Source organism: Halegenticoccus soli, assembly GCF_002844195.1.
In the GTDB taxonomy this organism is placed as follows: domain Archaea; phylum Halobacteriota; class Halobacteria; order Halobacteriales; family Haloferacaceae; genus Halegenticoccus; species Halegenticoccus soli.
In genome coordinates this window covers 324,520-350,523 of record NZ_PEND01000003.1, presented here as the reverse complement: position 1 = coordinate 350,523, position 26,004 = coordinate 324,520, and the positions used below count along the sequence as shown (strand labels likewise).

At 59.2% G+C, this 26,004-nt stretch carries 26 protein-coding genes and 3 pseudogenes; 15 read left to right on the top strand and 14 right to left on the bottom strand.

Annotated features, from left to right (window positions below; all coding sequences use genetic code 11):
* Positions 1–28: 28 nt before the first annotated feature.
* Complete coding sequence (locus CNO20_RS10215) at positions 29–763, top strand: haloacid dehalogenase type II (protein WP_199174799.1); 735 nt, start codon at positions 29–31, stop codon at positions 761–763.
* A gap of 275 nt (positions 764–1,038) precedes the next feature.
* Positions 1,039–1,374: a DUF7553 family protein gene (locus CNO20_RS10210; RefSeq protein ID WP_101296026.1), complete on the top strand. Its 336-nt coding sequence runs from the start codon at positions 1,039–1,041 to the stop codon at positions 1,372–1,374.
* Between the two features lie 24 nt (positions 1,375–1,398).
* Here CNO20_RS10210 and CNO20_RS10205 read toward each other — a convergent pair whose 3' ends face one another.
* The 4 genes and pseudogenes from CNO20_RS10205 to CNO20_RS10190 all read right to left on the bottom strand — a co-directional run bounded on the left by CNO20_RS10205 (position 1,399) and on the right by CNO20_RS10190 (position 5,829).
* Positions 1,399–2,709 (bottom strand): RNA-guided endonuclease InsQ/TnpB family protein, encoded by a 1,311-nt coding sequence (locus tag CNO20_RS10205; protein ID WP_101296025.1) that lies wholly within the window; start codon positions 2,707–2,709, stop codon positions 1,399–1,401.
* Between the two features lie 218 nt (positions 2,710–2,927).
* Positions 2,928–3,026: pseudogene (locus CNO20_RS23780) on the bottom strand (PadR family transcriptional regulator); the annotation flags it as partial.
* A gap of 385 nt (positions 3,027–3,411) precedes the next feature.
* Positions 3,412–4,809 (bottom strand): FAD-binding oxidoreductase, encoded by a 1,398-nt coding sequence (locus CNO20_RS10195; protein ID WP_101296024.1) that lies wholly within the window; start codon positions 4,807–4,809, stop codon positions 3,412–3,414.
* 639 nt (positions 4,810–5,448) lie between these two features.
* A complete protein-coding gene (locus tag CNO20_RS10190; protein WP_101296023.1) occupies positions 5,449–5,829 on the bottom strand; it encodes a DUF1428 domain-containing protein in 381 nt (126 codons plus the stop codon).
* Between the two features lie 595 nt (positions 5,830–6,424).
* On the opposite strand from CNO20_RS10190, the gene CNO20_RS10180 reads away from it, so the two are divergent.
* Positions 6,425–7,816: an ATP-binding protein gene (locus CNO20_RS10180; protein WP_101296197.1), complete on the top strand. Its 1,392-nt coding sequence runs from the start codon at positions 6,425–6,427 to the stop codon at positions 7,814–7,816.
* A 28-nt stretch (positions 7,817–7,844) separates the two neighbouring features.
* On the opposite strand, the pseudogene CNO20_RS23775 reads toward CNO20_RS10180, so the two are convergent.
* Positions 7,845–8,051 (bottom strand): annotated as a pseudogene (locus CNO20_RS23775) (IS6 family transposase); the annotation flags it as partial.
* Between the two features lie 309 nt (positions 8,052–8,360).
* Here CNO20_RS23775 and CNO20_RS10170 point away from each other — a divergent pair.
* On the top strand, positions 8,361–8,810 hold the full coding sequence (locus CNO20_RS10170; RefSeq protein ID WP_101296022.1) for a hypothetical protein: 450 nt from the start codon (positions 8,361–8,363) through the stop codon (positions 8,808–8,810).
* 18 nt (positions 8,811–8,828) lie between these two features.
* Here the strand turns inward: CNO20_RS10170 and CNO20_RS10165 are convergent, their stop codons facing one another.
* From CNO20_RS10165 to CNO20_RS10130, 9 genes are all read right to left on the bottom strand, one after another.
* Complete coding sequence (locus CNO20_RS10165; RefSeq protein ID WP_101296021.1) at positions 8,829–9,713, bottom strand: NAD+ synthase; 885 nt, start codon at positions 9,711–9,713, stop codon at positions 8,829–8,831.
* A 352-nt stretch (positions 9,714–10,065) separates the two neighbouring features.
* Entirely contained in the window at positions 10,066–10,269 is a 204-nt protein-coding gene (locus tag CNO20_RS24500) for a DUF7511 domain-containing protein (protein ID WP_449405042.1), read from the bottom strand.
* Between the two features lie 407 nt (positions 10,270–10,676).
* Entirely contained in the window at positions 10,677–11,366 is a 690-nt protein-coding gene (locus tag CNO20_RS10160; protein WP_101296020.1) for an urease accessory protein UreF, read from the bottom strand.
* On the bottom strand, positions 11,363–12,016 hold the full coding sequence (locus tag CNO20_RS10155) for an urease accessory protein UreE (protein ID WP_101296019.1): 654 nt from the start codon (positions 12,014–12,016) through the stop codon (positions 11,363–11,365). Before CNO20_RS10155 ends, CNO20_RS10160 begins: the two co-directional genes overlap by 4 nt.
* Entirely contained in the window at positions 12,016–12,921 is a 906-nt protein-coding gene (locus CNO20_RS10150) for an urease accessory protein UreD (RefSeq protein WP_101296018.1), read from the bottom strand. Before CNO20_RS10150 ends, CNO20_RS10155 begins: the two co-directional genes overlap by 1 nt.
* Positions 12,921–13,544 carry an urease accessory protein UreG gene (ureG, locus tag CNO20_RS10145; RefSeq protein WP_101296017.1) on the bottom strand — a complete coding sequence of 208 codons (624 nt, stop codon included), beginning with the start codon at positions 13,542–13,544 and terminating at the stop codon, positions 12,921–12,923. The genes CNO20_RS10150 and ureG overlap by 1 nt, the downstream gene beginning before the upstream one ends.
* A complete protein-coding gene (locus tag CNO20_RS10140) occupies positions 13,541–13,930 on the bottom strand; it encodes an urease subunit gamma (protein ID WP_233204093.1) in 390 nt (129 codons plus the stop codon). The genes ureG and CNO20_RS10140 overlap by 4 nt, the downstream gene beginning before the upstream one ends.
* Entirely contained in the window at positions 13,927–15,633 is a 1,707-nt protein-coding gene (gene ureC / locus CNO20_RS10135; protein WP_101296016.1) for an urease subunit alpha, read from the bottom strand. Before ureC ends, CNO20_RS10140 begins: the two co-directional genes overlap by 4 nt.
* Complete coding sequence (locus CNO20_RS10130; RefSeq protein ID WP_101296015.1) at positions 15,630–16,076, bottom strand: urease subunit beta; 447 nt, start codon at positions 16,074–16,076, stop codon at positions 15,630–15,632. Before CNO20_RS10130 ends, ureC begins: the two co-directional genes overlap by 4 nt.
* A 235-nt stretch (positions 16,077–16,311) precedes the next feature.
* Here CNO20_RS10130 and CNO20_RS10125 point away from each other — a divergent pair, with 235 nt between their 5' ends.
* The 11 genes and pseudogenes from CNO20_RS10125 (at position 16,312) to CNO20_RS10075 (ending at position 25,981) form a co-directional block, all read left to right on the top strand.
* Positions 16,312–17,031 carry a hypothetical protein gene (locus tag CNO20_RS10125; RefSeq protein ID WP_143423182.1) on the top strand — a complete coding sequence of 240 codons (720 nt, stop codon included), beginning with the start codon at positions 16,312–16,314 and terminating at the stop codon, positions 17,029–17,031.
* An 850-nt stretch (positions 17,032–17,881) separates the two neighbouring features.
* Positions 17,882–19,159 carry an urea ABC transporter substrate-binding protein gene (locus CNO20_RS10120; protein ID WP_101296013.1) on the top strand — a complete coding sequence of 426 codons (1,278 nt, stop codon included), beginning with the start codon at positions 17,882–17,884 and terminating at the stop codon, positions 19,157–19,159.
* Position 19,160: 1 nt separating this feature from the next.
* Positions 19,161–20,099 carry an urea ABC transporter, permease protein UrtB gene (gene urtB / locus CNO20_RS10115; RefSeq protein ID WP_101296012.1) on the top strand — a complete coding sequence of 313 codons (939 nt, stop codon included), beginning with the start codon at positions 19,161–19,163 and terminating at the stop codon, positions 20,097–20,099.
* The gene (locus tag CNO20_RS10110) at positions 20,100–21,221 is read left to right on the top strand and encodes an ABC transporter permease subunit (RefSeq protein WP_101296011.1); all 1,122 of its coding nucleotides are present in this window, start codon (positions 20,100–20,102) and stop codon (positions 21,219–21,221) included. It begins immediately after the preceding gene.
* Positions 21,221–22,012 carry an ABC transporter ATP-binding protein gene (locus CNO20_RS10105; RefSeq protein WP_101296010.1) on the top strand — a complete coding sequence of 264 codons (792 nt, stop codon included), beginning with the start codon at positions 21,221–21,223 and terminating at the stop codon, positions 22,010–22,012. Before CNO20_RS10110 ends, CNO20_RS10105 begins: the two co-directional genes overlap by 1 nt.
* Entirely contained in the window at positions 22,012–22,710 is a 699-nt protein-coding gene (locus tag CNO20_RS10100; RefSeq protein WP_101296196.1) for an ABC transporter ATP-binding protein, read from the top strand. Before CNO20_RS10105 ends, CNO20_RS10100 begins: the two co-directional genes overlap by 1 nt.
* A 315-nt stretch (positions 22,711–23,025) precedes the next feature.
* Entirely contained in the window at positions 23,026–23,508 is a 483-nt protein-coding gene (locus CNO20_RS10095) for a universal stress protein (protein WP_233204090.1), read from the top strand.
* Positions 23,509–23,892: 384 nt separating this feature from the next.
* Positions 23,893–24,096 (top strand): annotated as a pseudogene (locus CNO20_RS24300) (serine hydrolase); the annotation flags it as partial.
* Positions 24,097–24,192: 96 nt separating this feature from the next.
* A complete protein-coding gene (locus CNO20_RS10085; RefSeq protein ID WP_101296008.1) occupies positions 24,193–24,726 on the top strand; it encodes an Rrf2 family transcriptional regulator in 534 nt (177 codons plus the stop codon).
* 195 nt (positions 24,727–24,921) lie between these two features.
* Positions 24,922–25,206, top strand: a complete 285-nt coding sequence (locus tag CNO20_RS10080; RefSeq protein ID WP_101296007.1) for a PadR family transcriptional regulator — start codon at positions 24,922–24,924, stop codon at positions 25,204–25,206.
* A gap of 331 nt (positions 25,207–25,537) precedes the next feature.
* Positions 25,538–25,981, top strand: a complete 444-nt coding sequence (locus CNO20_RS10075) for a universal stress protein (protein WP_101296006.1) — start codon at positions 25,538–25,540, stop codon at positions 25,979–25,981.
* Positions 25,982–26,004 lie beyond the last annotated feature (23 nt).

Sequence of the window (26,004 nt, the reverse complement as noted above, 5' to 3'; positions counted from 1 at the left end):
GATATCATCCCGGATGGGGTGGCCCCTGATGACGGTCCCGACTGTGGATGCCCTCGTTTTCGACGTATTCGGCACGGTCGTGGACTGGCGGAGTGGCGTCATCCGTGACGGGAAGCGAGTCAACGAATCCAAAGATATCACTGTCGACTGGGCGGTGTTCGCAGACGCGTGGCGCGGGGAATACCGTCCCTCGCTGGATCGCGTCCGGCGGGGCGAGCGTTCCTGGCAGAACCTCGACGCGCTCCACCGTGAGGCACTTGAGGAGTTGCTTGACCGCTTCGGCGTCGAGGGCCTGGCCGAGACGGAAATCGAGTACCTCAATCGCGTCTGGCACCGCCTCGACCCCTGGCCGGACGCGATCCCTGGACTTCTGCGCCTCCAGTCCGACTACGTGATCGCTCCGCTCTCGAACGGCCACGTGCGACTCCTCACGAATATCGCCAAACGAGCTGGCATCCCCTGGGATCTGATCCTTTCCGCAGAACTCTCGGGGCACTACAAACCGGACGAAGAGGTGTACCTGACCGCGGTGGACCTTCTCGATCTCGACGCTGATGAGGTCATGATGGTCGCGGCACACGAACGTGATCTCGATGCGAGCCGCGCCGCGGGGCTCCACACCGCGTACATCCATCGGCCGCTGGAGTGGGGCCCCGACGAGGCCGACAGCACCGAGAAGCCCGACGAATCCGCCTACGACATCGTGGCCGATGACTTTGTCGAGCTCGCAGAGCACCTTGATGCCTCGCCAATCATTCGATGAGAACGGTCGTCAGAATGACGAGGCGAAAGCCCCCACGCTCTGCTGAATAGATTTTCTGAGTCGGTCACCACATACTTGACACAAACCGAGTAGTTCGAGTTACGCGTGCTGCCTATACCGCGCATACTCAGCCCGGAGGCTCACCCAGACGAATCCGAATCGGATCAAGAGATACAGAACAGGGATCGACCAACGTTGAGTATACCGAGTATCAGAGTAAGTGATACTTATCTTTAAGCATCTACTTGGTGAACTACCAGTAGAGGTGTTATCGAATGGCACGCGACCTCCTTCACCAGGCCGCTGACAATGTAGAAGCCGTCGAGACGGAAAGACCTGCCAAGGATACAAGTAATCGTTTGGCGTCTCTCGCCGACCAGCTTCGGTCGCAGGCCCAGCGGGACGCCACGCCTGCCCTCGGGGTACTTGATCGTATCCAGCATGCCCTTCACGATATCGCCGAAGAAACTGACGATGACACGGTGAGCAACCGCTTAGAGGATGCTCGCGAACAGATCTTTACATTTCTTGAGACACTTGAGGACCGTGGGATGAAACAGCATGGTTGGAGTGAGAACAAGGAACCGAACGCGTCGGCGAACCACGAGTAAGGATATACACTCCAGGATTGTGAACTACCCCACCCTACTCGCTCGCTTTCGCTCGCGCTTGAGGGTGGGGCTTCCTGCTTCCACGACGCGCTGTGCAGGAACCACTATGGTTCCCGTAGGGAGCGCAGCCTCCACAGGCGTTCGAAAATCGTTCCACGATTTTCGCAGCCTGTCAGAATCGCGGTGTGATTCTGAGGACGGTGATTCGGAGCGTCCCGCTCCTACTTTCTTGATTCCGCGCCGGAGGATGTTCCACGCCCCGTTCCAGTCTCGGTCGGCGGTGAACCCGCACGTCGGGCACGAGTGTTCGCGGATCCACAACGGCTTGTCGCTCTTCACGCCACATGCCGCACATTCTTTGGTCGTGTTCCGTGGATTGACTGGAATGAAGTGTGTTCCTTCTCGCTCGCACTTATATTCGAGCATCCGCAGAAAAGTCCCCCATGCGGCGGATACTCGGTTACGCGAGTTTGAATTGAACTGCATCATTCCGGCAACGTTCAAATCTTCGACGGCGACGAGGTCGTATTCCCAAGCGTAGTAGGTCGAGAGTTTGTGCAAGAAGTCCCGGCGTTTCCGCCGAAGGTCCGCGTGACACTCCGCCACTCGACGCCTCTGCTTCTCGTAGATGGCAGAGCCGTGTTGCTTCCGCGAGAGTTTCCGTTGCTCGCGTTCCAATCGCTCACGTTCGGAAGACAGGTCGAGCGACCCGACCGCCGTCCCACTCGTATCGTGGGCGTACGTGAGAATCCCCACGTCGATCCCGACGCACCGCTCGGGATTCTCGGGCTTCGTCGGCGGCTCACGGTCGAGTTCGACGCCGAACGTGGCGAACCACTCGCCGGTCGGTTCCTTCTTGAGCGTGACCTGCTTGAGCGTCGCGTTGTCGGGGATGGTGCGGTGAAGCCGTATCGGGATGTCGCCGAGTTTCGAGAGTGACAGTAGCGTCCGACCGCCCTTCTTGTCGAGCTTGAAGCCGGATTGACTGTACGTGAAACTGTGGAACTCCCGTGGGGGCTTCCACTTGAGTTGGCCGACGCCGTAGCCGTTCTGTTTGAACTTCCCGAGTGCGTTGACGCTGTCGGCGATAGGCATGACGGTGGTCTGAAGCACCGTCGAGTAGACGGTGGGAAGGTCGTCCCACCACTGTTTGAGGTCGGGGAGTTCGTCTCGGACTGACCGGACGCGCTGTTTGACGGTGCCTACGTCGTCGGCAATTTGATTGAATCGATAGAGCGCGTGATTATACAGTTGCCGACAAATATCGCGGTGGCGGTCCAACTCCTCACGGTGGGCGTCGGGCGGCTTAAATCGATACTTGTAGGCGTAGTACATAACGCTACTCGCGTTCCTCGATAAGTTCGTCCAATTTGTCTTGAACGAACCGCGAGAGATTCAGGTGATTCTCCTGAATTCACTCCTCTTGGTCGTCGCGTATCGAGATGTTCTTGCGCTTTACCACACGACAAGTTACACAAGATATGTGGCTAAGTGTGACGGAACGTGGGCCTGTGGACCTGCCACCGAACACGTTTGAGAACTGTGCGGGCGTCTTCGAGGTCTGTTTTGATCTGTTGGCCGGAGGACTGGTCGTGGCCGGCGATCACGGTCAGGAGGTCTCGTTGGAAGCCACTGAGGTCAAAGAGGGTCATCACCGAGAAGGGACACCAGCCACGGATATAATCGTCAGCATTGTGTGGTGTGAGGGAGTACTAAATGGACAGAAGAGTCTTGAATCTCTGTTGGTTGACTGGGAAGTTGGGAAAGCGTTGTCACACCGAGCGAGGAGATGGCTTGGGGTGATTTTCTACTAACCCACACGAAGTTGAGGGGGAGGTGTGGGTTAGTTGAATGGCTGGGGATGCGTATCGAGCACGATCGCTTCGTAAAGCTGCATCTCCTGCTGTGTTCGTTTTCGGGTCGGGTGAACCGCTCTCTCGATGGGAGCTTCTGACGGGCGTGCTGAATAGAAGGCGCGAATGCAGCACACCTCAGTAAAATAACCCGGACGCTTCGGGGGAGAGTGGAGACCGACCCTTAGACGCTCGGTTTGATATTCTGATTCATTCGGAACAGGTTCTCGGGGTCATACTTGTTCTTGAGTTCGACCAACCGATCGTAATTGGCACCGTACGCTGCCTTTACCCGTTCGTCACCTTCGAGGCTGAGGAAATTCGGCGCGACCCCCGGCGTCGCATACTGTGCAACCTCTTTCAGGAATTCCTGGGCCCACGAGATGATTGCGTCGTCGTCTTCAGGATCCGTCCATCGCGGGAGGATGTTAAACGAAAATGGGACGTTTCGGTGGCGATACGCCGTTGCAGCCGGATCAACCCGCGCGATCTCTCCGCCAATGTGTTCTAATACGATCTGGGTTTCCGGTGACGGGAGTGTGCCAGCGCGTTTCACTACGATGTCGATCGCTTCGTCGGGAAGCGGCTCTATCAGTTGGGTCTTCCAGTAGTTTCGGTAGCCCGGTCCCAACTCCTCGTCGAACATCTGCTGCATGGCCGTGAACGGGAGGGGTTCGACAAGATCAACAATCGGTTCGCCGAACTCCCGGAGCGGTTGGATGACTTCTTCGCCCTCTTCGATGCGGCCCGAATAGCATAGAACGAGCGCAACGACCGTTGTTTCGTGTATCTCCACTGGGAGAAACGGCGCTGGGGGCGCGGTCAGGATGGCGGCGTAGCAGCAGAGGTCGTCCGGCGCGCCGGCTGTGAACTCCCGGTGAAATCGGAGGACGTCTGCAGCATCATCGAACGAATGGACGATCATCCCGCCTAGAACCTCCGGACCAACTTCGTGGGCGTCGAACTCGAAGGAGGTGGCGATTCCGAAGTTCCCACCGCCGCCGCGGATTCCCCAGAAGAGATCCTCATGTTCCTTGTCACTCGCGTGCAGGAGTTCGCCGTCAGCGGTGACGACATCGGCTGACCGGAGATTGTCGATGGTAAGGCCGTACGTTCGACTAAGCCATCCCCATCCACCACCCAACGTGAGTCCTGCCACTCCGGTCGTCGAGACGATCCCGGCTGGCGTGGCAAGCCCGAACGCTTGCGTCTCATGGTCAAGTTCCCCCAGCGTGACACCGGGTTCGACCCGGACAGTTTTCGCACCGGGATTGATCCGTACTGATCTCATCGGAGAAAGGTCGATCACGAGGCCGCCATCGCAGATCGCGTTCCCGGCGACGTTATGTCCACCAGCCTTGACTGACAGGAGGAGATCATTCTCACGGGCGAAGGTTACCGACGCGATGACATCTGCGACGCCCGCACACTGGGCGATGAGTGCCGGTTCGCGATCGATCATCGCGTTCCAGATTGTCCGAGCCTCATCGTAGCCCTCGTCGTCCGGACGAAGTAGTGTCCCCCGAAACCGCTCCTGAAACTCAGTAACGGCGCTCTCATTGACCGGGGATGTGACTGCCATAACAGGAGCCAATAGGTTTGAGGAGTCAACTAGCTATTTAGCGCCATTCCGGCAGCGACTGGTGCCTGCGCAAACGATGCAAAATAGTCAGCAACTGCAAGCCGGCAATCTCCAGGTTGCAGATCATCCTTTACCTGCTCCCGTTGATAGCACCTAGACCTGGCGACACGATCCTCTATGTAGACTTTTTCTGAATTATCCAACTCAGTCCGTTCGCTTTTTCAAAGTACTGGCTGAGAGAGCTGATTTGAGAAGGCGCGCCCTCGTACCGCTCTTCGAAACGATTCTCTTGGACAGAAAGTATTTACCGATGACTGTCAGTCGGTAAGATATGTTACAGACCAAGACGAGCCGTGAAATGGTCCGCTGCTGTGCGATGTGCGGGGCTGACATCCATCTCCGTGACACGGAAGACGGTACGCAGGCGGAAGGCCACTACTATGGGCCGTTGTTCGCACACTTAGCGTCCGTCAACGAGAGTGAGGTTGACGCTCAGTATTGGGAGTGTGATGAGTGTCGCCGTCGGAAACACTGCAATGTGAACTCCAATGAGCGCAGGACTAACGGTCGAGCATGAGTAGCTAAGCAGGTGCTGCTGATTGGTATCTTCCTCGTCGAAAGACGCCTCTCAAACTTCACTCAGCCCTCGTAGCTGACGATGGAGCGGAAGCCGCCGTAGGCCATGCGCTTGGGGTCGAACGGCATGTCCTCGGCGACCTGTTCTGGATCCATCGCGGAATCTTCCATGACCTTCGCGTTCACCTCGTCGCGGTGCTCCCGCGATTCAAACACAATAAATGAGAACACGACCGTTTCGTCGTCCCCGGTTTCGGCGAGTTGTGGAAAGGCCCGTATCTGCATCCCGCCCATGTCTGGCTCCATGTCGTCTCCCATCCCTTCGAAGTACTCGAGGGCGCCGTGTTCGATCCAAAGTTCTCCGGCCTCGTCGGCCATTTCGCGGTACGCATCGAGCTTCTCGGTCGGGACCGGGATGACGAAACCATCGACGTATCGTTCCATAACCTGCGTAGAGAGGACGCGACAGGAGTTGAACTTTTTTCACACCATCCAAGATTTATCTCATCCGTAGAGTTTGCCCTGCTGAATACAGAGCGCGTATCGTTCACCGACTGACCGACTCAGGGCCGTCGTACTCCCTGTTCAGACTGCGCATGTTATGCCGTGTTGCACTCCCCTGAACGAGAAATCCGTTGAGGCTGCCGGGGAAGATGTCCTCCGCGGTTACCTGGTCTGACACCTGGGCAAGCGGTCGTTTCTGGCGACGCGATGAATACGCTGGCGTTGATTCAGATGCAGGAGCGTTGTACTTCCCACGGTGCAGGGAACCGTCCCGTTATAGAAGAATGGCGCAACGCGTACGAGGAGCAACAACGCGGACTAACACGCTCGGAAGCAGCTGATTTTGGCGAAGGTGATTCGATCGGCGTCCAAAGTCTAGATTGAAATTGGTCGGCACTATCTCATTCGCCTCGGTGAACAATGGATTAATCCCTCCACGTGTTCCATGTTGTTTGTCCTCATCTCTTGCGTGAATGCTAGTCGAGGAGTTGCCCGGAACGCATAAGTCATTATCATGGTAATGATTATCCAAAGTATGATTTTCTACAATCGAGAAGAGGAGCTTGACACGCTGACAGCTGCGTTCGAGTCTCCCGGTGCAGACTTTTTCGTCGTCTACGGGCGGCGTCGTGTCGGTAAGACGGAGCTGCTCAAGGAGTTCTGTGCTGACCGTCCGCACATTTACTTCTTGGCGGCGCAGGGAGCTGAGAGTCGCCAGCGCGAGAAGTTCGTCGACCAGGTCGCAGACTATTTCGACGAGCGTATTCCACGGGTTAACGGCTGGGACGAGGCGTTCGAATACCTCGGAGAGAAACTCCATGCCGAAGCTCTGGTCGTTGTCATCGACGAGTTCCCGTACCTCGTTGCAGAGAACGACTCGGTTCCATCCTATGTGCAGGGGTTGGTCGACGAGCAACTCAAGGAGACGGATTCGATGCTGGTTCTGTGCGGGTCGAATGTGAGCACAATGGAATCGGAGGTGTTCGGCCACGAGAGCCCGTTATACGGTCGTCGAACGGCACAGCTCGACGTGCGGCCGTTCTCATTTCTGCAGGCACGGAATGTCATCGAATACGATATAGCAGATGCAATTCGTTCATACTCGGTTACCGGCGGAACGCCGATGTATCTTACACTATTCGACTACGAGCAGTCGCTCGCGGAGAACGTCAAATCACAGGTGCTATCGCCGACAGCGGTATTGTATACCGAACTGGAGTTTTTGCTCCGGACGGAGCTCCGGAGTCCAGCTCGGTACATGAGCATCCTCGAAGCGATCGCGCTGGGGCACACGACGCCGAACGAGGTCGCTGGTGCGACGGGGATCGATTCTGGCCCGCTGTCGAAGTATTTACAGACGCTTCGCCGGCTCCGACTCATCGACCGGGAAGTTCCTGTGACTGCGTCGGGCAAGAAGTCAAAGCGGTCACGGTACCGTGTCGCAGACGAGTTCCTCCGTTTCTGGTTCCGGTATGTCGAGCCGAACCGGTCGAGTATCGAGGAAGCGCCGGATATCGTCTACGACGGGACGATTGCCCCTGATTTGTCGACCCACACCGCAGCCACGTTCGAAGACGTGTGTCAGGAAGCCGTCTGGGAGGGGGTTCGACGTGGTGAGTTCGACCCGTACTCGGAGGTCGGTCGCTGGTGGTACCGGGAAGAGGAGATCGATATCGTTGGCCTTGCGCCGAACGACGACCGGATCCTCTTCGCCGAGTGCAAGTGGACCTCGGAACCAGTCGGCAACGCACTGGTAGAGAGTCTGCGGGCGAAGGCCGCGAACGTACGGTGGGGACCCAGTGACCGAGACGAACGCTTCGCACTGTTCTCGAAAAGCGGGTTCGTCGACGGACTCGAAGACCAGCTCGACGAATCTTGGTCACTACTCGGCCTCACGGAGCTAGACAACCTCCTCGCCCCAGATTGAACACTACCTCCTCTCTATCCGGTCGTGTTTAGTTTGTAGGATTGAACCAGGCGGCAAATGCTTGGAGCCACTTTTTAGCGGTCTGAGGCTCAATGTGGCTGAACCAGTGCGAGAACGGGGATGTGCGGCGCTTGAGCTCTCGAAAACTTCGTTCGATAGTGTTCCAATTTCCATTCCGTTCTGTTTGAAATCGGAGTGCTGCTCCGGTCAGCGCAGTTTGGAGATGTTGAGTGCCACCCGGTCGGCGGCGGCCAGCTCCAAACGACGCTCGCGTTCTGGGAGTGTATCCTCCAAGCGAGACAGCCGTTGTACGAGACGGCACAGACTGGACCGCAAACGCCGGGGTGACCGCAAATGGGCCGTACTAACCCGACGTACCGCGATACTATCTTCATCAAGGAGAGAATCCCGCCGTTTACGGCGGGCGTGAATCCGACATGGTAGTAGCCAACCGCCGGCGACCGCCGACTGGATATTCCACGTCTACGTTCACTTTTACTCCGCATAGGTCGATGTTAAGTATATTCAATGACATAGGCTATGCATGGCGAAACAGGTCGTCACCCAAACCTACACCGCTGGCATCTGCAACCAGCGCCAGGTGCGCGACGACCTTGATTCGCTTGGATTCGCTGCTCTCCGTGATCGATTTGAACCTTCTCCACGGATTGACTCGCTCTACATCGAACAGTGGCGACGGGGATTCCGCCACGACCACGAAGATGTTCTCACGATCGAGGTCACCAACGTCGACGCAGCGCTTCCGGTTGCTCATCAGATTCGCGAGCTTGGCCGGCCGGGCGAGTACAAGTGCTTCAATGTCGATTTCTCGCGCGAATTCCGCTACTGCCTCGAGAACGATCTCGATCCAACTCCGACACAGACTCCCTCGACACTCTCACTCAAGGTTGAACCAGTGGAACTGGCGAATCCACCGATCACAGAACTCACCATCGACTGCCTCGTTATCGGGGCTCTCCGCAACTCTCCATAAGAGCGCCACCTTTTGATTTCACTTTTTGCGCTGTACTGTACTAGGCGTCGGCGGTACCGTTCGTTTGTGGCTGGTGTTAGCGTGCAGTGAGGTGATTCGACGAGCAGTAGCCAAATCAACACCAAGCATCGTCGCGGCGACGTCAGGGCTTTCATTTCGATCGACAGTACGCCTCAAAAGGGGATCAATCACGTCGTAGGTGGCCCCCAGTTCGTCTGCATCAGTCTGTCCTGCCCAGAATCCAGCGGTGGGATCTTTACTAATAATCCGCTTCGGCACACCGATGTGATCAGCGAGGGCGCGGACTTCGGTCTTATAGAGATCACCGATCGGGTACAGATCCGCACCCCCGTCACCGTACTTTGTGAAGTACCCTAGTAGTAACTCTGACCGATTCGCTGTTCCAAGTACGAGACGGGACCATCTGTTCGCCGCATAGTAGATGCAGGTCATTCGCAGTCGAGCAATGAGATTTCCGATCGTCTGATCCATAACATGGAATCCTTCCTGCTCTGCCGGTCCTGGTTCAAGCCACGGGGCAATCATATCCTCAAAGAAATCAAGCAACGGTCGGAGTTGAATCTCGTAAAACTCGATTCCTAACGCTTCCGCCATGATGCGGGCCTCGTGTGCATGAGGGCTCTCTGCTTTGTGACACGGAAGGCTTAGGCCAAGAACTCGATCGCTACCGAGCGCTTCAACGGCGAGAGCGGCGGTCAGTGTCGAGTCAATGCCACCACTCAGAGCGACAATTGCGCCGTACATTCCAGAGTCGTCGACGGTATTTCGAATGTACGAAATGATTTCCTCACGGGTGGTCTCAAGTTCGAGGTGACTCGAAAGGAACTCGTTGCTTTCCCCCACGTATCTTGTCTGCGTTTTTGTTTCGCTTTTGCTACTCATGCTCCAAGTTTCATCTCTTATTCTGCGTACACAGGTCTAATATGGAAGTATAAAGGCCTACTCCTTATAGAACTAATATTTTACCGCCCTCCAAGATCCGCATTCAGGATAAGCTCCGTCACCTACTCCGGGCTTCCTCATCGTATCTCTGAAATTACGAGCTCATCCCTTAGCTGTCGAGTTTCTGTATCTTTGATGTGACTTGAGACCTTGATTGGTTTCGTTTTCTCAACCTCAAACCCTTCGACCACCTCCTCAATTTTAATTATCTCAAAAAATAACGATTTATATTATGAATTAAAAGAAGCTATTCAAATTCGGTGAGCTCAGTAGGTTGCAGATGTGTAAAGAACTATTGCATCTCTTGAAGGGAGACAAACGAGTCGCCGCTAGCAGTAAGCCAGTGGGTCACCAGCTCTGCACTGCTGCAGTTACAGGGGAGAATCGTACATTCAACCATACTGTCTTCGTTTCTAATCGTGATGTGTTCGTACTGGTCGGCAGCGTCTATACCAGTAGTGGGATCATCCGTGTTTCCGGTTGGTCTCTCTTTCATTCCTCTCACCACATCGTCGCATTCGTAATGTGATTGGCCTCATTTATTTTGCTTTTGTCCATGTTATCTCGGATACGATCTAAGAATCTAATCTAGTTATATTCTCTAGTTGAATTGAGGTGCTGAGCCCTCTTCTTCAATGAGCGATAGAATGGTGTTAATAGGAGGAAGATAGTGTCATCTGAACGTAAAGCGGTCTGATGGGAGAACGGGGTGAAGCTCCCGTTAGCGCCTGTAGTGACTGCGCTCTCTTCGGGCACCCCTCCGGCCCGTGCAAAGCACGTCATCAAAACAGGAGACTCTACCCTTACCCGCGAGCCGTCAGGTAAGCAGTAAGGTGGAGTAGTCTGCTTGTGAGCTTCGTCCGTCGAACCTAAGCGAGACGACCAGCCGGCGATCCGGAGGGATCAGCTCATGAACAGCCGTCGGTCGGCGCGTTCGTGGTTCGCCGTGATCACGTCGATCAGCGGGGCGAACGGCATCATGTCGTCAGGCGTCCGGCCGGCGCTCGCGTCGACGGCCGCAATCATCTTCGGCCGCAGATCGTCGAGAATCCGCTGTGCGTCGGTGTGGCCGAGTGACAGCAGCCGCTGGGCGGCCCCCAGGAGTCCCGTGACGAACCCGTGACAGCATAGCAGACACGCCGACCGCTCGTCGACATCTGCCAGCCCCGTCACGACACCCAGAACAACGGCGTAGTTGCTAGGCGCGTCGCCGTCGGCGACGCGCTCAGCGTACTGGTTGAGGAATGACGCCTCGCGGAGGTCCCGCTGGAGTGAGAGGAGTCGCTCGCCGGACTGCTCCGCGCTCTTTCGGAACTCCGCCGCCAGCGTCACCGCAGTCAACCGGCGGTCGACTCGACAGGCGGCGTCGACGTCGCCCTCACGGGTGGTGGCGTGTGCGGCCCGAAGCGCGATCAGGTCGGCCGGACCGACCTGTCGTTCGAGATACGTCGAAAGCAGCGCTTCGAGGTCTGTCGCGTCGCTCACGCGCCCCTCTTGGACGAACTGTTCGAGGCCGTAGGAGGCGGTGTACGTCCCGACCGGCAGAAATGAGTCGGCGAGCCGAAACGCCTCCAGTGTGGCGTCCGCGGTCACGTCTCATCCCCGTCGGCACTGTGTGGATGGACGTGCGAGAGGTCCCCGTGACTGTGGCCATACGTGTGCCCGCCATCCTCGTGGGTGTGAACGTGCCCGTCATCGCCGTGGGTGTGGACGTAGCCCTCGTCGCCGTGCGGGTGGTCCCCGTCACCGCGACCGTGGCCGTGAGCGTGGTCTGCTCCCGTCTCGTCGAACGTCGTCGGCGAAACGGTCTCTGAGCGGACCGTCACACCGTCGGGGAGCAGGTCAGCGACGATCGTCTCCATACGCTCGTAGGTGTCCGCGACCGGAAACAGCGCCCGACTCCCGCGGATCGCGAGATCCCAGTGGCGGTTGCCGAGGGTGTGGCCGAGCGTCAGCGCCGCGATCGCCCCCACGTCGGCGTCGGTGAAGTCCAGGACCAACGCCTCAACAGGCGCGAGTTCGACCACGACCAGGTCGCCCTCCTCGGTTTCGAGGACGTCGCCGTCGCAGAGGTCGCGGGCCACGACGACGCCGAGATCCCGGCCGTCGTCGGTTTCCGTGCGGACGCGCGAGCGACGCCGGTCGGTGTCCGAGAGGACCACCCGGTGCGCGTTGGCGTCGGCCAATCGGTCCACGATGGCCGGGTCGTCGTGGTGTCCGAGGTAGCCGTCGGCGACCAGCATCAGTACTTCCTCCCGACCGGTGCCGGCGCGTCCAGTAACTCGCGGCGAGCGCAATCCCAAGCGGCGTGTAAGACGGTCTGAACCGCATTGGCGCAGTCACCGAGCGCGCGAACCGCGACGCCTGCGTCGTTGGGGAGTTCGGTCGCGCCGGCGCGAGCGTCCGAGTCCGCGTCGGACGCTGCCTCGTGCAGGGTGTCGCTCAACGCCGCCGCGTTCCGCCCGGGGGCGACGACGAACGTTGTGCCGTACACCGCGAATTCGCCGAAGACGCCCGGTGCCGTCGGGTCAGACTCGGCGGGCGCGAGGTGCGTGGCGTCCTCGAACAGCGACCCGTCCGGTCCCTTGGTGTGGACCCGCGAGAGGTACCGCTCGAAGTCGAACCGTTCACCGCGGGCGAGTCGGCCGGGCACAACGACGTCTGCGACGACGGCCGTCGCGTCGGCAGCGAGTTCGAGCGTTAGTTCCTGACAGTAGCGTGCGCCTTCGTGGAGGATCGTCGGTTCGGGCACGTAGTCGAGGTGTCCGCCGCTGCCGACCGAGAGCGCGGTGCGCGCGCCGGCGTAGTTACGTTGCATCGTTTGCACCTTCGTCGAACTCTGGGTCGAGACATGGGCGACGGCGTCGGAGTCGACCCTCACGGTCACGTCGAGGCGGTCGCCCTGCGCGACACCGCCGGTCGGTGACTGGACGAACACGGTTTCGGCGTTGGGATGGGGGTCGTGAGCGAGCGTCCCAGAGACGTGGAACGGCACGGTCGCGTAGTCGTGGACGAGCCTCGTCCCGCGACTAGTGGCCGCGAACGTCAGCTCCAGCACTCCGTCCTTGCCTGGCGAGCCGACGGCGGCCTGCGGAACGGGCTCCGCGGCGTACCCCTCGAAAGTCGGGTGGGGCGCGTCAGCGGCCATCAGGCGAACAGCACCCCCTCGCGGACGTGCATCAGCACCTCGTCGATTCCCTCTCGCGCCTTGCAGTCAGTGAAGACGAACGGGCCGTTCCGGACTTCGAGGGCGTCTCGCTCCATTACGTCGAGGTCCGCGCCGACGTGCGGCGCAAGGTCGGTCTTGTTGACGACCAGCAGGTCGCACTCGACGACGCCAGGGCCGCGCTTGCGCGGGATGTCGTCGCCCTCGGCTACGCTGATAACGTACAGCGAGTAGTCAGCGAGTTCGGGGTTGAACGTTGCGGCAAGGTTATCGCCGCCACTCTCGACGAGGACGAGGTCGAGTTCCGGGTGGTCGTCGACGAAAGCATTTATTTGCTGGAGGTTCACCGACGGATCCTCGCGGATGCCGGTGTGAGGGCACGCGCCGGTTTCGACGCCGGCGACGAGGCTCTCGGGAACGACTCCGCGGAAACGCTCGCGGAGGACGTTGGCGTCCTCCTGGGTGAGGATGTCGTTCGCGATGACGCCGACGTCCAAGCCCTCCTCCCGGAGGCGTGGAACGAGTTCGGTCATCAGTGACGTCTTTCCCGAGCCGACTGGGCCGCCGATTCCGACCGTCGCCACGTCGCGGTGGGTTCGCTTCATGCGTCGGACGCCTCCGCAGTCTCTTCCGGACCGGCTTCCTCCGTCTCGGTCTCTCTGCTCACGTCGGCGGTTCCGACGCTGTCCGAGCGGATCGGGTCGTGAACGGTGACGAGCTTCGTCCCGTCGGGGAACATCGGTTCGACCTGAATCATGTCGATCATCTCCGGAATGCCGTCCATCACGTCCTCCCGTCCGAGTAACTGTGAGGCACCCGAGCGTATCTCGGCGACGGACTGTCCTTCTCGAGCGCGTTCGATGCACCAGTCGCTGATGAACGCGACTGCTTCGGGGTGGTTCAGCGGGACACCGCGTTTCTTGCGGCGCCGCGCGATCTCTGCGGCGGTGAAGACGATGAGACGTTCCTGTTCTTTGGTCGTGAGCTTCATAGCATGTACCGCTGGGCAAGTGGCAGTTCTGAGGCCGGTTCACAGGTGATGTGCTCCCCGTCGACCCGCACCTCGAACGTCTCGGGGTCGACGTCGATGTCGTCGGGACAGTAGTCATTGTACACCATGTCGTTCTTGCCGGGCGTGCGCGTCCCCCCGACGGGGACGATGGGCGTGTCGAGGCCGTACGCCTCGTCGACGCCCGCCTCAGCCGCGGCTGGCGAGACGAACGACAGTGAGAGGCCGTATTTCGCCTTGCCAACCGCGCCGGCCCGTTCGCGCTGGAGAATAGGCTCGCAGGTCATCAGCGAACCGTTGGCCTCGCCCATCTCCGAGTGGACCGGACAGCCGCCCTTGAAAGTCATCGCCGGTTTGATTCCAAAGAACGCTGGATCCCACAGGACCACGTCAGCGAGTTTACCGGGTTCGAGTGTACCGACGTACGGTTCGATCCCGGCCGCGATAGCGGGGTTGACCGTGTACTTTGCGAGGTAGCGTTTGATGCGGTGGTTGTCGGCTCCGGTCCCCTCATCCTCGGGGAGCGGGCCGCGCTGTGACTTCATTTTCGATGCGGTTTGCCACGTCCGCGGCACGAGTTCCGCCATTCGTCCCATCGCCTGGGAGTCGGTCGTCATCATCGAGATCGCCCCCATATCGTGGAGCACGTCCTCGGCGGCGATGGTCTCGGCCCGCACGCGCGATTCGGCGAATGCAACGTCCTCGGGAACGTTCGGGTTGAGGTGGTGACACACCATCACCATGTCGAGGTGTTCGTCGAACGTGTTGTCAGTGTAGGGCATCGAGGGGTTCGTCGACGAGGGGAGCATGTTCGGTTCGCCGACCAGTTCCATAATGTCCGGCGCGTGACCGCCGCCAGCCCCCTCGATGTGGAACAGGTGCATCGTCCGACCGTCGACGGCTTCGAACGTGTTCTCGACGAAGCCGGCTTCGTTCAACGTATCCGTGTGCATACACGTCTGGACGTCCTCGTCCTCGGCGACGGAGAGCGCGGTGTCGATCGCTTCGGGCATCGAGCCCCAATCCTCGTGCAATTTAAGTGCGCAGGCACCTGCCTCGACCTGTTCGCGCAGCGGCGCAGGGTCGGACGCGTTACCTTTCGCGTAGAAGCCGACGTTGACCGGCCACGCTTCGGCAGCTTGGAGGTACCGCTTGATGTTCTCCGGACCGGTCGTACAGGTCGTCGCGCCGCCACCGTAGCCGCCACCAAGCATCGTCGTGATGCCCGATGACAGGGCGTGTTCGTGCAGCTGTGCGGAGTTCCAGTGGACGTGGATGTCCAGCGCACCTGCGGTCGCGATCTTCCCCTCGGCCGGGTAGACATCCGTCGACGGACCGACGACCATGTCAACCCCATCCATCGTGTCCGGGTTCCCGGCCTTGCCAATCCCGGCAATCTCGCCGTTCCGAATGCCGATGTCGGCGGCGACGATCCCGAGAACGGGGTCAAGTATCGTCGCGTTCGTGAGGACCCAGTCGAGCGCCCCATCCTTCTGCGTGACGCCGGGGGCCATCCCCAGACCATCCCGCAGGGTCTTGCCGCCGCCGAAGACGGCCTCGTCGCCGTGGGTCCGGTAGTCCGTCTCCACTTGGGCGAACAGCTCGGTATCGGCCAGCCGAACCTTGTCGCCCTCCGTCGGGCCGTACAGCTCTGCGTAGGCCTCGCGGTCGATCTCGCGGGTCATGCACCGGTCCCTCCGGCATCGATCTCGTCGTCGCCGTCGGTCGCGGCGTCGTCTCTATCGGTCCGGTCGCTGGTGTCGGCGAACCCGGCCGCCCGCATGTGCGTTATCGCCGCGCTCGGATCACCGTCGATGCTTCCGTTGACCAGGCCGTTCATGCCGTGGGCACGGCGCTTTCCGCCGATAGCGACGAGTTCGACTGTCTGCTCGTCACCCGGTTCGAACCGGACGGCGGTCCCCGCGGGGACGTTCAACCGCATCCCGTAGGCCGCCTCGCGGTCGAACGCCAGCGCCGCGTTGGCCTCGAAGAAGTGGAAGTGCGAGCCCACTTGGACTGGACGATCGCCAGTGTTACTGACGGTCACCTCGGCAGTCTTCCGGTCCCGATTCAGTGTCACGGTCCCGTCTCCCGTGACCACTTCACCGGGAACGAGATCCTCCGTCATCCTCCCACAACACCTCCGCCGATGGTGGGGTGCCAGAGATTAGATGTATATTCATCCATCATCGGCGTGCATTTCGAGACGTTAGGCATAAAAAGACGGGTAGAGGATAATATTTGCATAGTAACGAAGTGACTTACTGAAAAACTGTATACCGGACTTCGATGCGCGTATCCAATTCGACCACGTTCGATCAGTCCGCACTCAGGACCGACCGGCGCTGCGAGGTTACAAGCCGATGAGCGCGGCTGTTCTGACCGCGCTTGTTTCCGCCTGTGCGCTCGGCGTGACGCATGCAATGGAACCTGATCACGTCGCCGGAATTTCTTCTTTAACCAGCGAGTACGGTGACTTCCGTCTCTCGGCGCTGGTTGGGGCCTGTTTCAGCCTGGGTCACGTAGCGCTCGTTGTCGGGTGGCTCTGCGTCGCGTACCTGCTGTTTGGCCGGACTGAATTCGCTGCTGTCTATGACGCTGTCGGGACGGTCGGCGTCGGGGTGATGCTCGGGGTGCTCGGGGCTGGGATGGCCGTCGCGGGGGTTCGTCGCGCCGTGCGGACGGACGAACATGATCACGGCGACGTGACGCACAGCCATCCGCACCTCCACCTCCCGCTACCGGGATTCGACGGGCACGATCACGACCACAACACCATCGCCTACCTCCGGATCGGTCTGGTCGGTGCATTGTTCACCCTTTCGCCGCCGGTGTCCATGATCGTCTTTTCATCAACGCTGCTCCCGGACTACGGGGTGAGCGTCATCGCGCTGGCCGTTTTCGTCTACGCCGTGAGCATCACGGCGACAATGTGCCTGCTAGGGGCGGGTGCCGGCGCACTATTCGGGCTCACTCGCGATCGCAACGCGACGTTCCACGGCGCTGCGCAGACTGTCGCCGGCGTTGCCATCGCGGCCCTCGCGGTGTCGCTCCTCGCGGACGGGATACCGACGTTACTGTGACTTTGTGAGCGTTTTCTCTCGTTCTTCGCCGCTCGTCGCCTAGGAGACGGTATCTCGTGTACCCGACGCGGAGCGAATAAATGGGCCTAGACGCAACGATAGCGCATACACCATACCCACTCGTGAACTACCCCGCCCTCAGCGAGCGCGTCAGCGCGAGCAGGGCGGGGCTTTCTGATTCGGCGTCGCGCTTTTTTACGTCACACGGACGCACAGGGAGCGCAGACGCCACAGGCGTAGATTCGGAGTCTCCCACTCCTAGTGGCTCGATGGGGGGTTCCACGGGCTACCGCACGCTTCTTGTCGCACTTGAACGATAGCCGTCCCCTCCACTCCCGCAAGGAGCGAGCCGTCCCTCTCGGGACGGCGAGCGAGCCGAAAGCGGAAGCACGGAACGCCCATCTTGCGCTTGCCGACGGGCATTCGGAAGATAACTCTACCGATGGAATCTAACCGATGACGGGCGTTGTATCCCCCTACTCGATTCCTTCGGTCGCTCGTCGAGGAAGGGGCTTAGCGTCCTGCACCGCACAAGCTAAGGCGCCCACGTCACCCTCCCGTTCGACGGCGACGCTCGACGGCTATGGAAATTTAAGATGTCCAAAAATGACAGTGATTAACCACTGATTGTCACCATATTCGGAACAGACCTAACAGTTCCTTATACACTTCCCTCTATTTGAAGGAGAATATATGATCGGATAAGCAAGATTTATTTATGCACTGTTGAACGCAAGAGTGTGAACGATATGATGGACAGACGTTTGGAGTATTTCGTAAAATATGAGGCTACGTACAGCTCATGCGCGATGAGAATGAACAAATGCCGTGGAATCGTGAGGGAAGCGGTATGACTGCCAGTCTTTCCGATCGCCGTGGGTTCCTCGCGTCGGCGGCGGGATTGGCCGGGACGGCGCTCACCGGCTGTATCGGACAGAGTGCCTCCAGCAGCGACACGGTCACGCTCGGCGTGTTGGAGGACCGTTCCGGGAACTTCGCGCTGGTGGGCGACCCGAAGCACAAAGCCTCGATGCTCGCAATCGAGGAGATCAACGCCGACGGCGGCATCAACGGCAAAGAGATCGAAGTGTTCGATCCTGACCCTCAGTCAGACAACCAGCGCTACCAAGAGCTGACTCGTCGAGCGATCGGCCAGAAGAACGTCGACGCGCTGTGGGCGGGGTACTCCTCTGCCACTCGCGAAGCGATCCGTCCGATCATCGACCGCGAGGATCAGCTATACTTCTACACGACGCAGTACGAGGGTGGCGTTTGCGACAAGAACGTCTTCGCCGTCGGTCCGACGGCTCGCCAACAGTTGGGTATCGTCCTGCCGTACCTCGTCGACGAGTACGGGCCGAACATCTACACTATCGCCGCGGACTACAACTTCGGGCAGCTCTCGGCTGACTGGGTAAAAGTGCTGGCGAAGGAGAACGGCGCGGAGGTAATCAATGAGGAGTTCATTCCGCTGTCGAACTCTCAGTTCGGGTCGACGATAAACCGCATCCAGGAGGCCGATCCAGACTTCGTGATGTCGATGCTCGTCGGCGCGAATCATACCTCCTTCTACGAGCAGAAGGCGTCGGCCGGACTGGAGGTTCCCATCGGGACGTCGACGGCGATGGCCCAGGGATACGAACACCTCCGCCTAGACCCGCCGGCGATGGCCAACGTCTACGCTGGGGTCAACTACATGGAGGAGGTTCCGACGAAGCGCAACACGGAGGACGGCGGCTTCGTCGACCGCTACTTCGAGAAGTTCCCGGACGCGCCGTACCTCAACGAGGAGGCCGAGAATAACTACTTCTCGATCTACATGTATAAGCGGGCGGTCGAGCAGGCGGGCACGACCGACCAAGAGGAAGTGAAAGCAGCGCTGGAGTCTGGCATCACGTACCCTGCGCCGGAAGCGCCTGAAGGCGAGGAGATACGGCTCGATGGCGCAACCCACCACGTCGACCACCACATGTGGGTGATGAAAGCCGACGAGAAGCACAACGTCGAGGCCGTCGCAAACCGCGTCATCCCCGAGACGTTCCTCTCGGAGACCGTTGGCTGTAACCTCCCCAAAGAGGCAGAGGAGACCCAGTACACGCCACAGGACTTCTACGAGGAGGCCGGGTAGCATGGTCAACGGACTGAACCTCCTGTTTCAATTCCTCGATAGCTTCGCGTTCATTGTACTGGCGGCCGCAGGGCTCGCCATCATCTTCGGCATCATGGGCGTGATCAACCTCGCTCACGGTGAGTTCATCATGGTCGGAGCGTACGCGACCACGCTGGCGAACGTCCGGCTGGGACTCCCCTTGCCCGTAGCAATGCTAGCGGGTGTCCTCGTCTCTGCCGTTTTCGGCCTGGTCGTCGAGCGGGTGATTATCTCCGGCGCGGTGCCGAACGCCGTGAGTCGGCGGACGCTCGGTCGCGACATCGTCGAGCCGCTGTACGACCGTCTCGCCGACTCGATGGTAGCAACGTGGGGGCTGAGCCTGATCATGGTCCAGGGGGTTCGCCTCACATTGGGCAACTCGCTCGATCAGATCGGAACCCCGCTGGGTAAACTCGCCTACGGCGGATTCTCCTACCCGACGTACCGTGTGCTGCTCGCGGGAGTTGCGGTCTGTGTGCTGGCGCTCACGTACTACGTCTTCACTCGGACCGAGTACGGGATGCGCGCGCGGGCGACGATCCAGAACAAGCCGATCGCCAGTGCGCTGGGCGTCGACACGGAGCGCACGTACATGACGACGTTCGCCATCGGTTCTGGAGTGGCCGGGCTGACCGGCGCACTGTACGCCCCGACGATCACGATGGTGCCGAGCCTCGGCGGTGCGTTCCTTGTTGAGGCGTTCGTCGCGGTCGTCGTCGGCGGCCCGAGCGTCGTGCTCGGAACGGCGCTAGCCGGCGGGCTGCTGGGGTCGATCAACGCTCTGATCTCGAACCTCGTCGGGACGTTCTTCGGTCGAATCGCGCTGCTCGTCACTGCGATCCTAATGATCCGGTTCCTCCCGGAGGGCATTACGGGCTATGTCGAACACGTGCGCGAGCGCCGCAAGGAGGGAGCGTAGATGGTCGCTAACACGACCGACGGTGCAGGCTCCGCCGACGCGGGCGGACCCATGGACGCGCTGCGTCGCCGGATCGAAGGGCCAAACACCGTAGGGAACTCTCGCGGATTCTGGATCGGGTTCACCGTCGCCGTCGCCTCGCTGGTGGCGTACCCGCTGGCGGTCGGTTCCTACCAGGCGTCCCGATTCTCGCTGTTCCTCGTATACGCCTTCCTCGGCCTCTCGCTGTCCGTCGTCTGGGGTTACGCGGGCGTGCTGAGTTTCGGCCAAGTGGTGTTTTTCGGCATCGCGGGCTACACGTTCGGCATCGTCTCGGTCAACTTCGCGACGCCCCTCGGCATCACTGCAGCGTTTCTGCTCGGCGTCATGGGTAGCGCGCTCGTGGCCGCCGTGCTGGGGTACTTCATGTTCTACGGCGGGGTGCGCGACGTTTACGTCACCATCATCACGCTGGTGTCAACGCTCGTCCTCCACACGTTCATGGCCCAGACGGCCGGCGACGAGTGGACCATCGGGACTGCGGCGCTCGGCGGGTTCAACGGGATGCCGACAATCCCCACCCTCGCCCTCGGCGTCGGCGGTGCCGCCTTCACTTTCGACAGCGTGACGTTTTACTACTTCGTGCTGGCGCTGCTCATAGCAACGTACCTCGGACTGCGGGCGGTGGTCAACTCCGACTACGGTCGTGTGATGGTCGCAGTGCGAGAGGACGAAGACCGGACCCGAATGTTCGGTTACGACGTGAAACGCACAAAACTCGCCGTGTTCACACTTGGCGGCGCGCTGGCGGGTCTCTCGGGCGTGCTGTACGCCTCGTGGGGGAACTACGTCAGTCCGCAGGTATTTGAGCTTGCCTTCGCCTCCCTGCCGGTCATCTGGGTGAGCGTCGGCGGACGTAAGACGCTTCTTGGGGCCGTGGTTGCCACCGTTGGCATCGAGTTTGTGAGGAACTCGCTGGGTGGCGAGTGGGCGTTTATCGCCGTCGGATCCCTGCTACTGGTGTTTGTTCTCGGGCTTCCCGGCGGCATCGTTCCATGGATCCACCGAGCCTACGTCGATGCGCGTGGCGACGCTACAGCGTCGAACCCCCCGGAGGCGGAGACTGTGGAGGTGTCCGACTGATGAGTACGATCGATCCAACGGGCCACCCCAACGTCCATCAGACGGCTGCGGAACTCGCAACGGGCGACAAAACCGACACGCTGCTTCAGACCGACGGGCTTCGGAAGGACTTCGGCGGCTTCACCGCCACTGACGAGGTCGACTTCAGCGTCGACGCCGGCGAGCTCCGATGTCTCATCGGTCCCAACGGGGCCGGCAAGTCGACCCTGCTGAAGCTCGTCATCGGCACGTACGCCCCGAGCGCCGGCAGCATCTACTACAACGGGCGCGACATCACCGACCTTGCCCCACACAGACGGGTCCGCCGAGGCATCAGCATGAAGTTCCAGGTGCCGTCCGTGTACGGCGAACTGACGGTGCGGGAGAACGCGCGGCTTCCCATCCAGCGGTTCGCCGACGGCGAGGAGCGTCGCCGGCGCGTCGACGACGCGATCGCGGCGGCCGGCCTTACCGGCTACGAGGACGTCGCCGCCAGCGTGCTCTCGCACGGGCAGCAACAGCAGCTCGAAATCGGGATGGCCGCCGCGCTGGAACCGGACCTCCTGCTCCTCGACGAACCAGTCGCCGGCCTAGACGTGGCGGAGCGCGAAGCCATCGCCGAGCGGATCGTTCGCCTCAACGAGGAGGAGGACATCGCCTTCGTCGTTATCGAACACGACACGGACTTCGTCGCGAGCATCGCCGACGAGGTGACCGTGTTGCACAACGGCGACGTGTTCCGCGAAGGACCCGTCGAGGAGATCAAAGCCGATCCCGACGTCCAGCGGATCTACCTGGGGGACGAGCAGTGATCCTCGAATTCGACGGCGTCAGCGCCGCCTACGACACGACCCCGATTCTCCGAAATGTTGATCTCGCTGTCGAAGCGGGCGAGATCGTCGGCGTGATGGGGAAGAACGGGGTGGGGAAGACGACGCTGATGAAGACGGTCATCGGCCTGCTCGAACCGACCGATGGCACCATCACGTACGCAGGAACTGACGTCACCGAATCGTCAGCCGACGAACGCGCCCGCGCCGGCATTGGCTACATCCCCCAGGGCCGGGAGGTGTTCCCGAAACTCAACGTCGAGCAGAATATCAGGATGGGGGAGACGGTCAACGCTGACAGCGACGAGACGCTCTACGACGAGATATACGACTACTTCCCCGTCTTAGCGAACCGGGCCGACCAGCAGGCCAGCACGCTCTCGGGCGGCCAACAGCAAATGCTCGCTATCGCGCGGGCGCTCGTCTCGAATCCGGACCTGCTTCTGTTAGACGAACCAAGCGAAGGGATCCAACCCTCGATCGTCGACCAGATCAGCTGCGACATGCAGGCGATCAACGAGGAACTCGGGACGACGATCTTGTTCGTTGAGCAGAACCTTGGCGTCATCCGCGAGTTAGCCGATCGCTGTTACGCGATGGAACGAGGCAAACTCGTGGACGAAGTTGGTCCGGAGACATTGGCAGATGAGAGTGTCCTCACAAAATATCTGGCAGTCTAATTAAGCGAAAGAAAACGCGTGTATCTGTAGATGGCCTGGTTTGGTTGCCTGCTTTTTCGCTTCGATTACCGAGACGAGGCAGCAGAACCCGTAGATGCTGGCCGTCCTGCGAGCCACTTGCTCTACACTACATTAACTGTACCGCTGGATCCAAGACGGTGGCGTTACCAGCCATTTGAGGAAGATCGATCAGTCACTGAGCAGTCTTCCTGAGGCTCGGAAGAGGTTTGGATTCATAGAAAACGTTGTTATGGATGACGATATTCAATAATCATGTACGAATCTATCCTGCTCCCAACTGACGGGGGACGAGAGATGGAGACGGTAGTGACACAGGGTCTCGAACTCGCCGAACTCTGTGCTGCAACAGTCCATACGCTCCACGTTGTGGACGAACGGGCGTATCTGACGATTCCTGACGAGATGCGTGATCAACTCCGGGAGACGCTCGAAGAGGACGGTCACATGGCGACGAAGGCTGTCGCAGAACGGGCGCTTAACGCCGGCCTCTCCGTTGTCCGCGAGGTTCGTCGTGGAGATCCGAGCGCTGCGATCCTTGCCTATGCGGTCGACAATGACATCGAGCTCATCGTCATGGGAACTCACGGTCGGACCGGCTACGAACGGTATCTCCTGGGGAGCGTCGCCGAAAAAGTCGTCCGGTGCTCACCGATTCCCGTGTTGACCGTTGCGGTCGGCGATGTCGATGTGATAAAGACAGACATTCAGGCGGGGCTATGTCGAGATTTGAAAGGTGTTGAAACAGACACAGGGCCACGTAACCAAACCGATGATTAATCTGATATGTGAGCATAGTGATTCTCCATCCCTCTTCCTTTCCCTCGAAGCGTGTCCTAGAATACCGATTGGCACTGTCTAAATAAGCGCCAGAGCCGGGCGTCCGGAAAAAGAGGAGCTCCCTTATCAGGGAGGGGCTTACGATGCGTCGATTAGGGGCGTGAGCACCTACCGGCACCGTAGACAACCGAACTGAATCTGCTGGTGAGACTGATAACCGCCCAGATGTTCAACCACTTACAGACGCCCGAGTCGGCTTAACTAAGCAGTGCTCTCATGCTAATTCAGCCGAGAGTAGAACAAGAATCAATCGCCTGCAGTGAATGTTCGCATCTTATATTTCGAGCCAAACAGCTATCGTGAGATAGATATCAAGTAAAAAGTATATCACAGATTACTAATAGCGGCCGACAACGACTCACAGCAGTGTTCGATCGACACCTCGACGTCGGGTTGCATCACGGCGCCCAACTGGCCGTCTACGTCGACGGTGATCTCGTCGTGAATTTCGCGGGTGGAACGACCAGCCCCGAGGGTACTGAAACCACACCGGAAACACGGCATCTCATCTTCTCGTGTACGAAACCATAGCACACCTCCTCTTCGATAGAGAACTCGTTTGACAATCAGGAACCCAAAAATGTACCCTTGGGATTTATACCACTTACTCGGTGATACCTTCCTATGTCATCAATCGATCTGACGCCGAGCCAACGGATGATACTCACCGCCCTCATCAACCTCTCTCGCCAGACCGAGAACGCAGTGAAGGGTGAAGACATTGCCGAGGAGGTGAACCGAAACCCAGGCACTATCCGCAATCAGATGCAGAGTCTCAAGGCCTTGCAACTGGTCGAAGGGGTACCTGGTCCGAAGGGTGGCTACAAGCCGACCACGAACGCATATGAGGCGCTCGACATCGATCAGATGGACGAGCCTGCATCAGTTCCGCTGGTTCACAACGACGAGCCAGTTGAGGGCGCGAACGTTCAGGAGGTGGACCTCTCGAGCGTCCATCACCCTGAACAATGTCGGGCTGAAATCCACGTCCAAGGCTCTCTCCACGACTTTGACGAAGGGGATGCGGTGACAGTCGGTCCAACACCGCTGTCAAAACTCGTCGTGGAAGGCACGATTGACGGAATCGATGACACCAGCAACATCCTTATCCTCCGTATTGAGGATATGGTCGCACCAGCCGACGGACCGGCTCACTAAGGTAACGGTGGTACCTCACGGTCAGTCCGTGAGTCTTCTCGGTGGTAAGGATTGGGTCTATATTCCTCGGGTGTACCGTTTTTGCAACTATTGGAGTGGTGTCGATCTAATCAAAGGCGTACCTACGCAGTAGGGTTTCGTTACAACGTGACATACATGAATAACAATGGTGAAGTCGATTGACTCTATAGTTGTATGTTCGACTTGAGTGGCTTCCAGCGTGACCTCTTGGTCGTGATCAGACGTTTTGATCAACCATCAGGCCAAGACATCAAAGAGGAGATTGAACAGGTGTACGAAGACGAGATCAACCACGGGCGGTTGTACCCCAACTTAGATACGCTCGTCCAGCAGGACTACGTTGAGAAAGGAAGGCTCGACCGCCGGACGAACTCCTATGAGATCACTGAGCAGGGCCAGGATGCGCTAGATGAGTGGATTGAGTGGAGTCAGAAAGAAACGCCACAGCTCTCTCAGTAGGAGAGGTCCCGTTACCCCCCATCACCCCACAAGAGACTACTTCAATCGCCGAGCGACGTGCTTCGGCTGCTCAAAGTCCGTGCTTCCAATTCCTTTCAGCCTGGTCGGCCGCATTGAGGAGCGAACGGGCAAGGAACGTGCTTTCTCAGGCGGGATGGTAAACAGGAATTCTTGATCTTTATTTCCACTCGTTATCACAAACCAGTATACATGGATGTTAATAGACATCTAAGACATCCGCTGCTAGCTCCCCGGATTGACGCCTGGTGTCGGTCTCTACCAATTGTTCATGTGGTATAAATTTAATACCGAGCGGCCGTATCATTGATACATGGGGCTCAAAACAGTCTTGCTTGTAGTTAGACCTGGAAACGAAGGGTATGGAAAGCAACTTGCACGGACAACAGCCGATATTGCAGGACCAGCCAACGCTCGAACTCTTGTCGCCCAAGTGTTTACAGAAGACGAATACGATGCTACCACGAAGAGCCTTGGCGTTAGTGACTTGTCTGACGTACCGGCCGAGGAGATAGCGAGCCAGCATGGGACGCTCAGGACGATTGTAGATTACCTGGACGCTACGGAACTCGACTACGAGCTCCGCACCGCCGTTGGACCACACACTAGCAGCATCCTCGACCTTGCTGCGGACGTCGATCTCGTTATTATCGGCGGTCAACAACGGTCGCCTACTGGAAAGGCGGTTTTCGGTTCGACAGCCCAAGAGGTTCTCCTCTCTGCACCCTGCCCAGTAGTGTTTGTCCGGCAGGAATAAGCGTCGTACATCGTCTCTCGCAG

Coding starts and splice junctions, on each gene's coding strand:
- CNO20_RS10215 (WP_199174799.1), top strand. CDS start 29: ATGACGGTCCCGACTGTGGATGCCCTCGTTTTCGACGTATTCGGCACG.
- CNO20_RS10210 (WP_101296026.1), top strand. CDS start 1,039: ATGGCACGCGACCTCCTTCACCAGGCCGCTGACAATGTAGAAGCCGTC.
- CNO20_RS10205 (WP_101296025.1), bottom strand. CDS start 2,709: ATGTACTACGCCTACAAGTATCGATTTAAGCCGCCCGACGCCCACCGT.
- CNO20_RS10195 (WP_101296024.1), bottom strand. CDS start 4,809: ATGGCAGTCACATCCCCGGTCAATGAGAGCGCCGTTACTGAGTTTCAG.
- CNO20_RS10190 (WP_101296023.1), bottom strand. CDS start 5,829: ATGGAACGATACGTCGATGGTTTCGTCATCCCGGTCCCGACCGAGAAG.
- CNO20_RS10180 (WP_101296197.1), top strand. CDS start 6,425: ATGATTTTCTACAATCGAGAAGAGGAGCTTGACACGCTGACAGCTGCG.
- CNO20_RS10170 (WP_101296022.1), top strand. CDS start 8,361: ATGGCGAAACAGGTCGTCACCCAAACCTACACCGCTGGCATCTGCAAC.
- CNO20_RS10165 (WP_101296021.1), bottom strand. CDS start 9,713: ATGAGTAGCAAAAGCGAAACAAAAACGCAGACAAGATACGTGGGGGAA.
- CNO20_RS24500 (WP_449405042.1), bottom strand. CDS start 10,269: ATGAAAGAGAGACCAACCGGAAACACGGATGATCCCACTACTGGTATA.
- CNO20_RS10155 (WP_101296019.1), bottom strand. CDS start 12,016: ATGCTGGTCGCCGACGGCTACCTCGGACACCACGACGACCCGGCCATC.
- CNO20_RS10150 (WP_101296018.1), bottom strand. CDS start 12,921: ATGGCCGCTGACGCGCCCCACCCGACTTTCGAGGGGTACGCCGCGGAG.
- ureG (WP_101296017.1), bottom strand. CDS start 13,544: ATGAAGCGAACCCACCGCGACGTGGCGACGGTCGGAATCGGCGGCCCA.
- CNO20_RS10140 (WP_233204093.1), bottom strand. CDS start 13,930: ATGAAGCTCACGACCAAAGAACAGGAACGTCTCATCGTCTTCACCGCC.
- ureC (WP_101296016.1), bottom strand. CDS start 15,633: ATGACCCGCGAGATCGACCGCGAGGCCTACGCAGAGCTGTACGGCCCG.
- CNO20_RS10130 (WP_101296015.1), bottom strand. CDS start 16,076: ATGACGGAGGATCTCGTTCCCGGTGAAGTGGTCACGGGAGACGGGACC.
- CNO20_RS10125 (WP_143423182.1), top strand. CDS start 16,312: ATGAGCGCGGCTGTTCTGACCGCGCTTGTTTCCGCCTGTGCGCTCGGC.
- CNO20_RS10120 (WP_101296013.1), top strand. CDS start 17,882: ATGACTGCCAGTCTTTCCGATCGCCGTGGGTTCCTCGCGTCGGCGGCG.
- urtB (WP_101296012.1), top strand. CDS start 19,161: ATGGTCAACGGACTGAACCTCCTGTTTCAATTCCTCGATAGCTTCGCG.
- CNO20_RS10110 (WP_101296011.1), top strand. CDS start 20,100: ATGGTCGCTAACACGACCGACGGTGCAGGCTCCGCCGACGCGGGCGGA.
- CNO20_RS10105 (WP_101296010.1), top strand. CDS start 21,221: ATGAGTACGATCGATCCAACGGGCCACCCCAACGTCCATCAGACGGCT.
- CNO20_RS10095 (WP_233204090.1), top strand. CDS start 23,026: ATGGAGACGGTAGTGACACAGGGTCTCGAACTCGCCGAACTCTGTGCT.
- CNO20_RS10085 (WP_101296008.1), top strand. CDS start 24,193: ATGTCATCAATCGATCTGACGCCGAGCCAACGGATGATACTCACCGCC.
- CNO20_RS10080 (WP_101296007.1), top strand. CDS start 24,922: ATGTTCGACTTGAGTGGCTTCCAGCGTGACCTCTTGGTCGTGATCAGA.
- CNO20_RS10075 (WP_101296006.1), top strand. CDS start 25,538: ATGGGGCTCAAAACAGTCTTGCTTGTAGTTAGACCTGGAAACGAAGGG.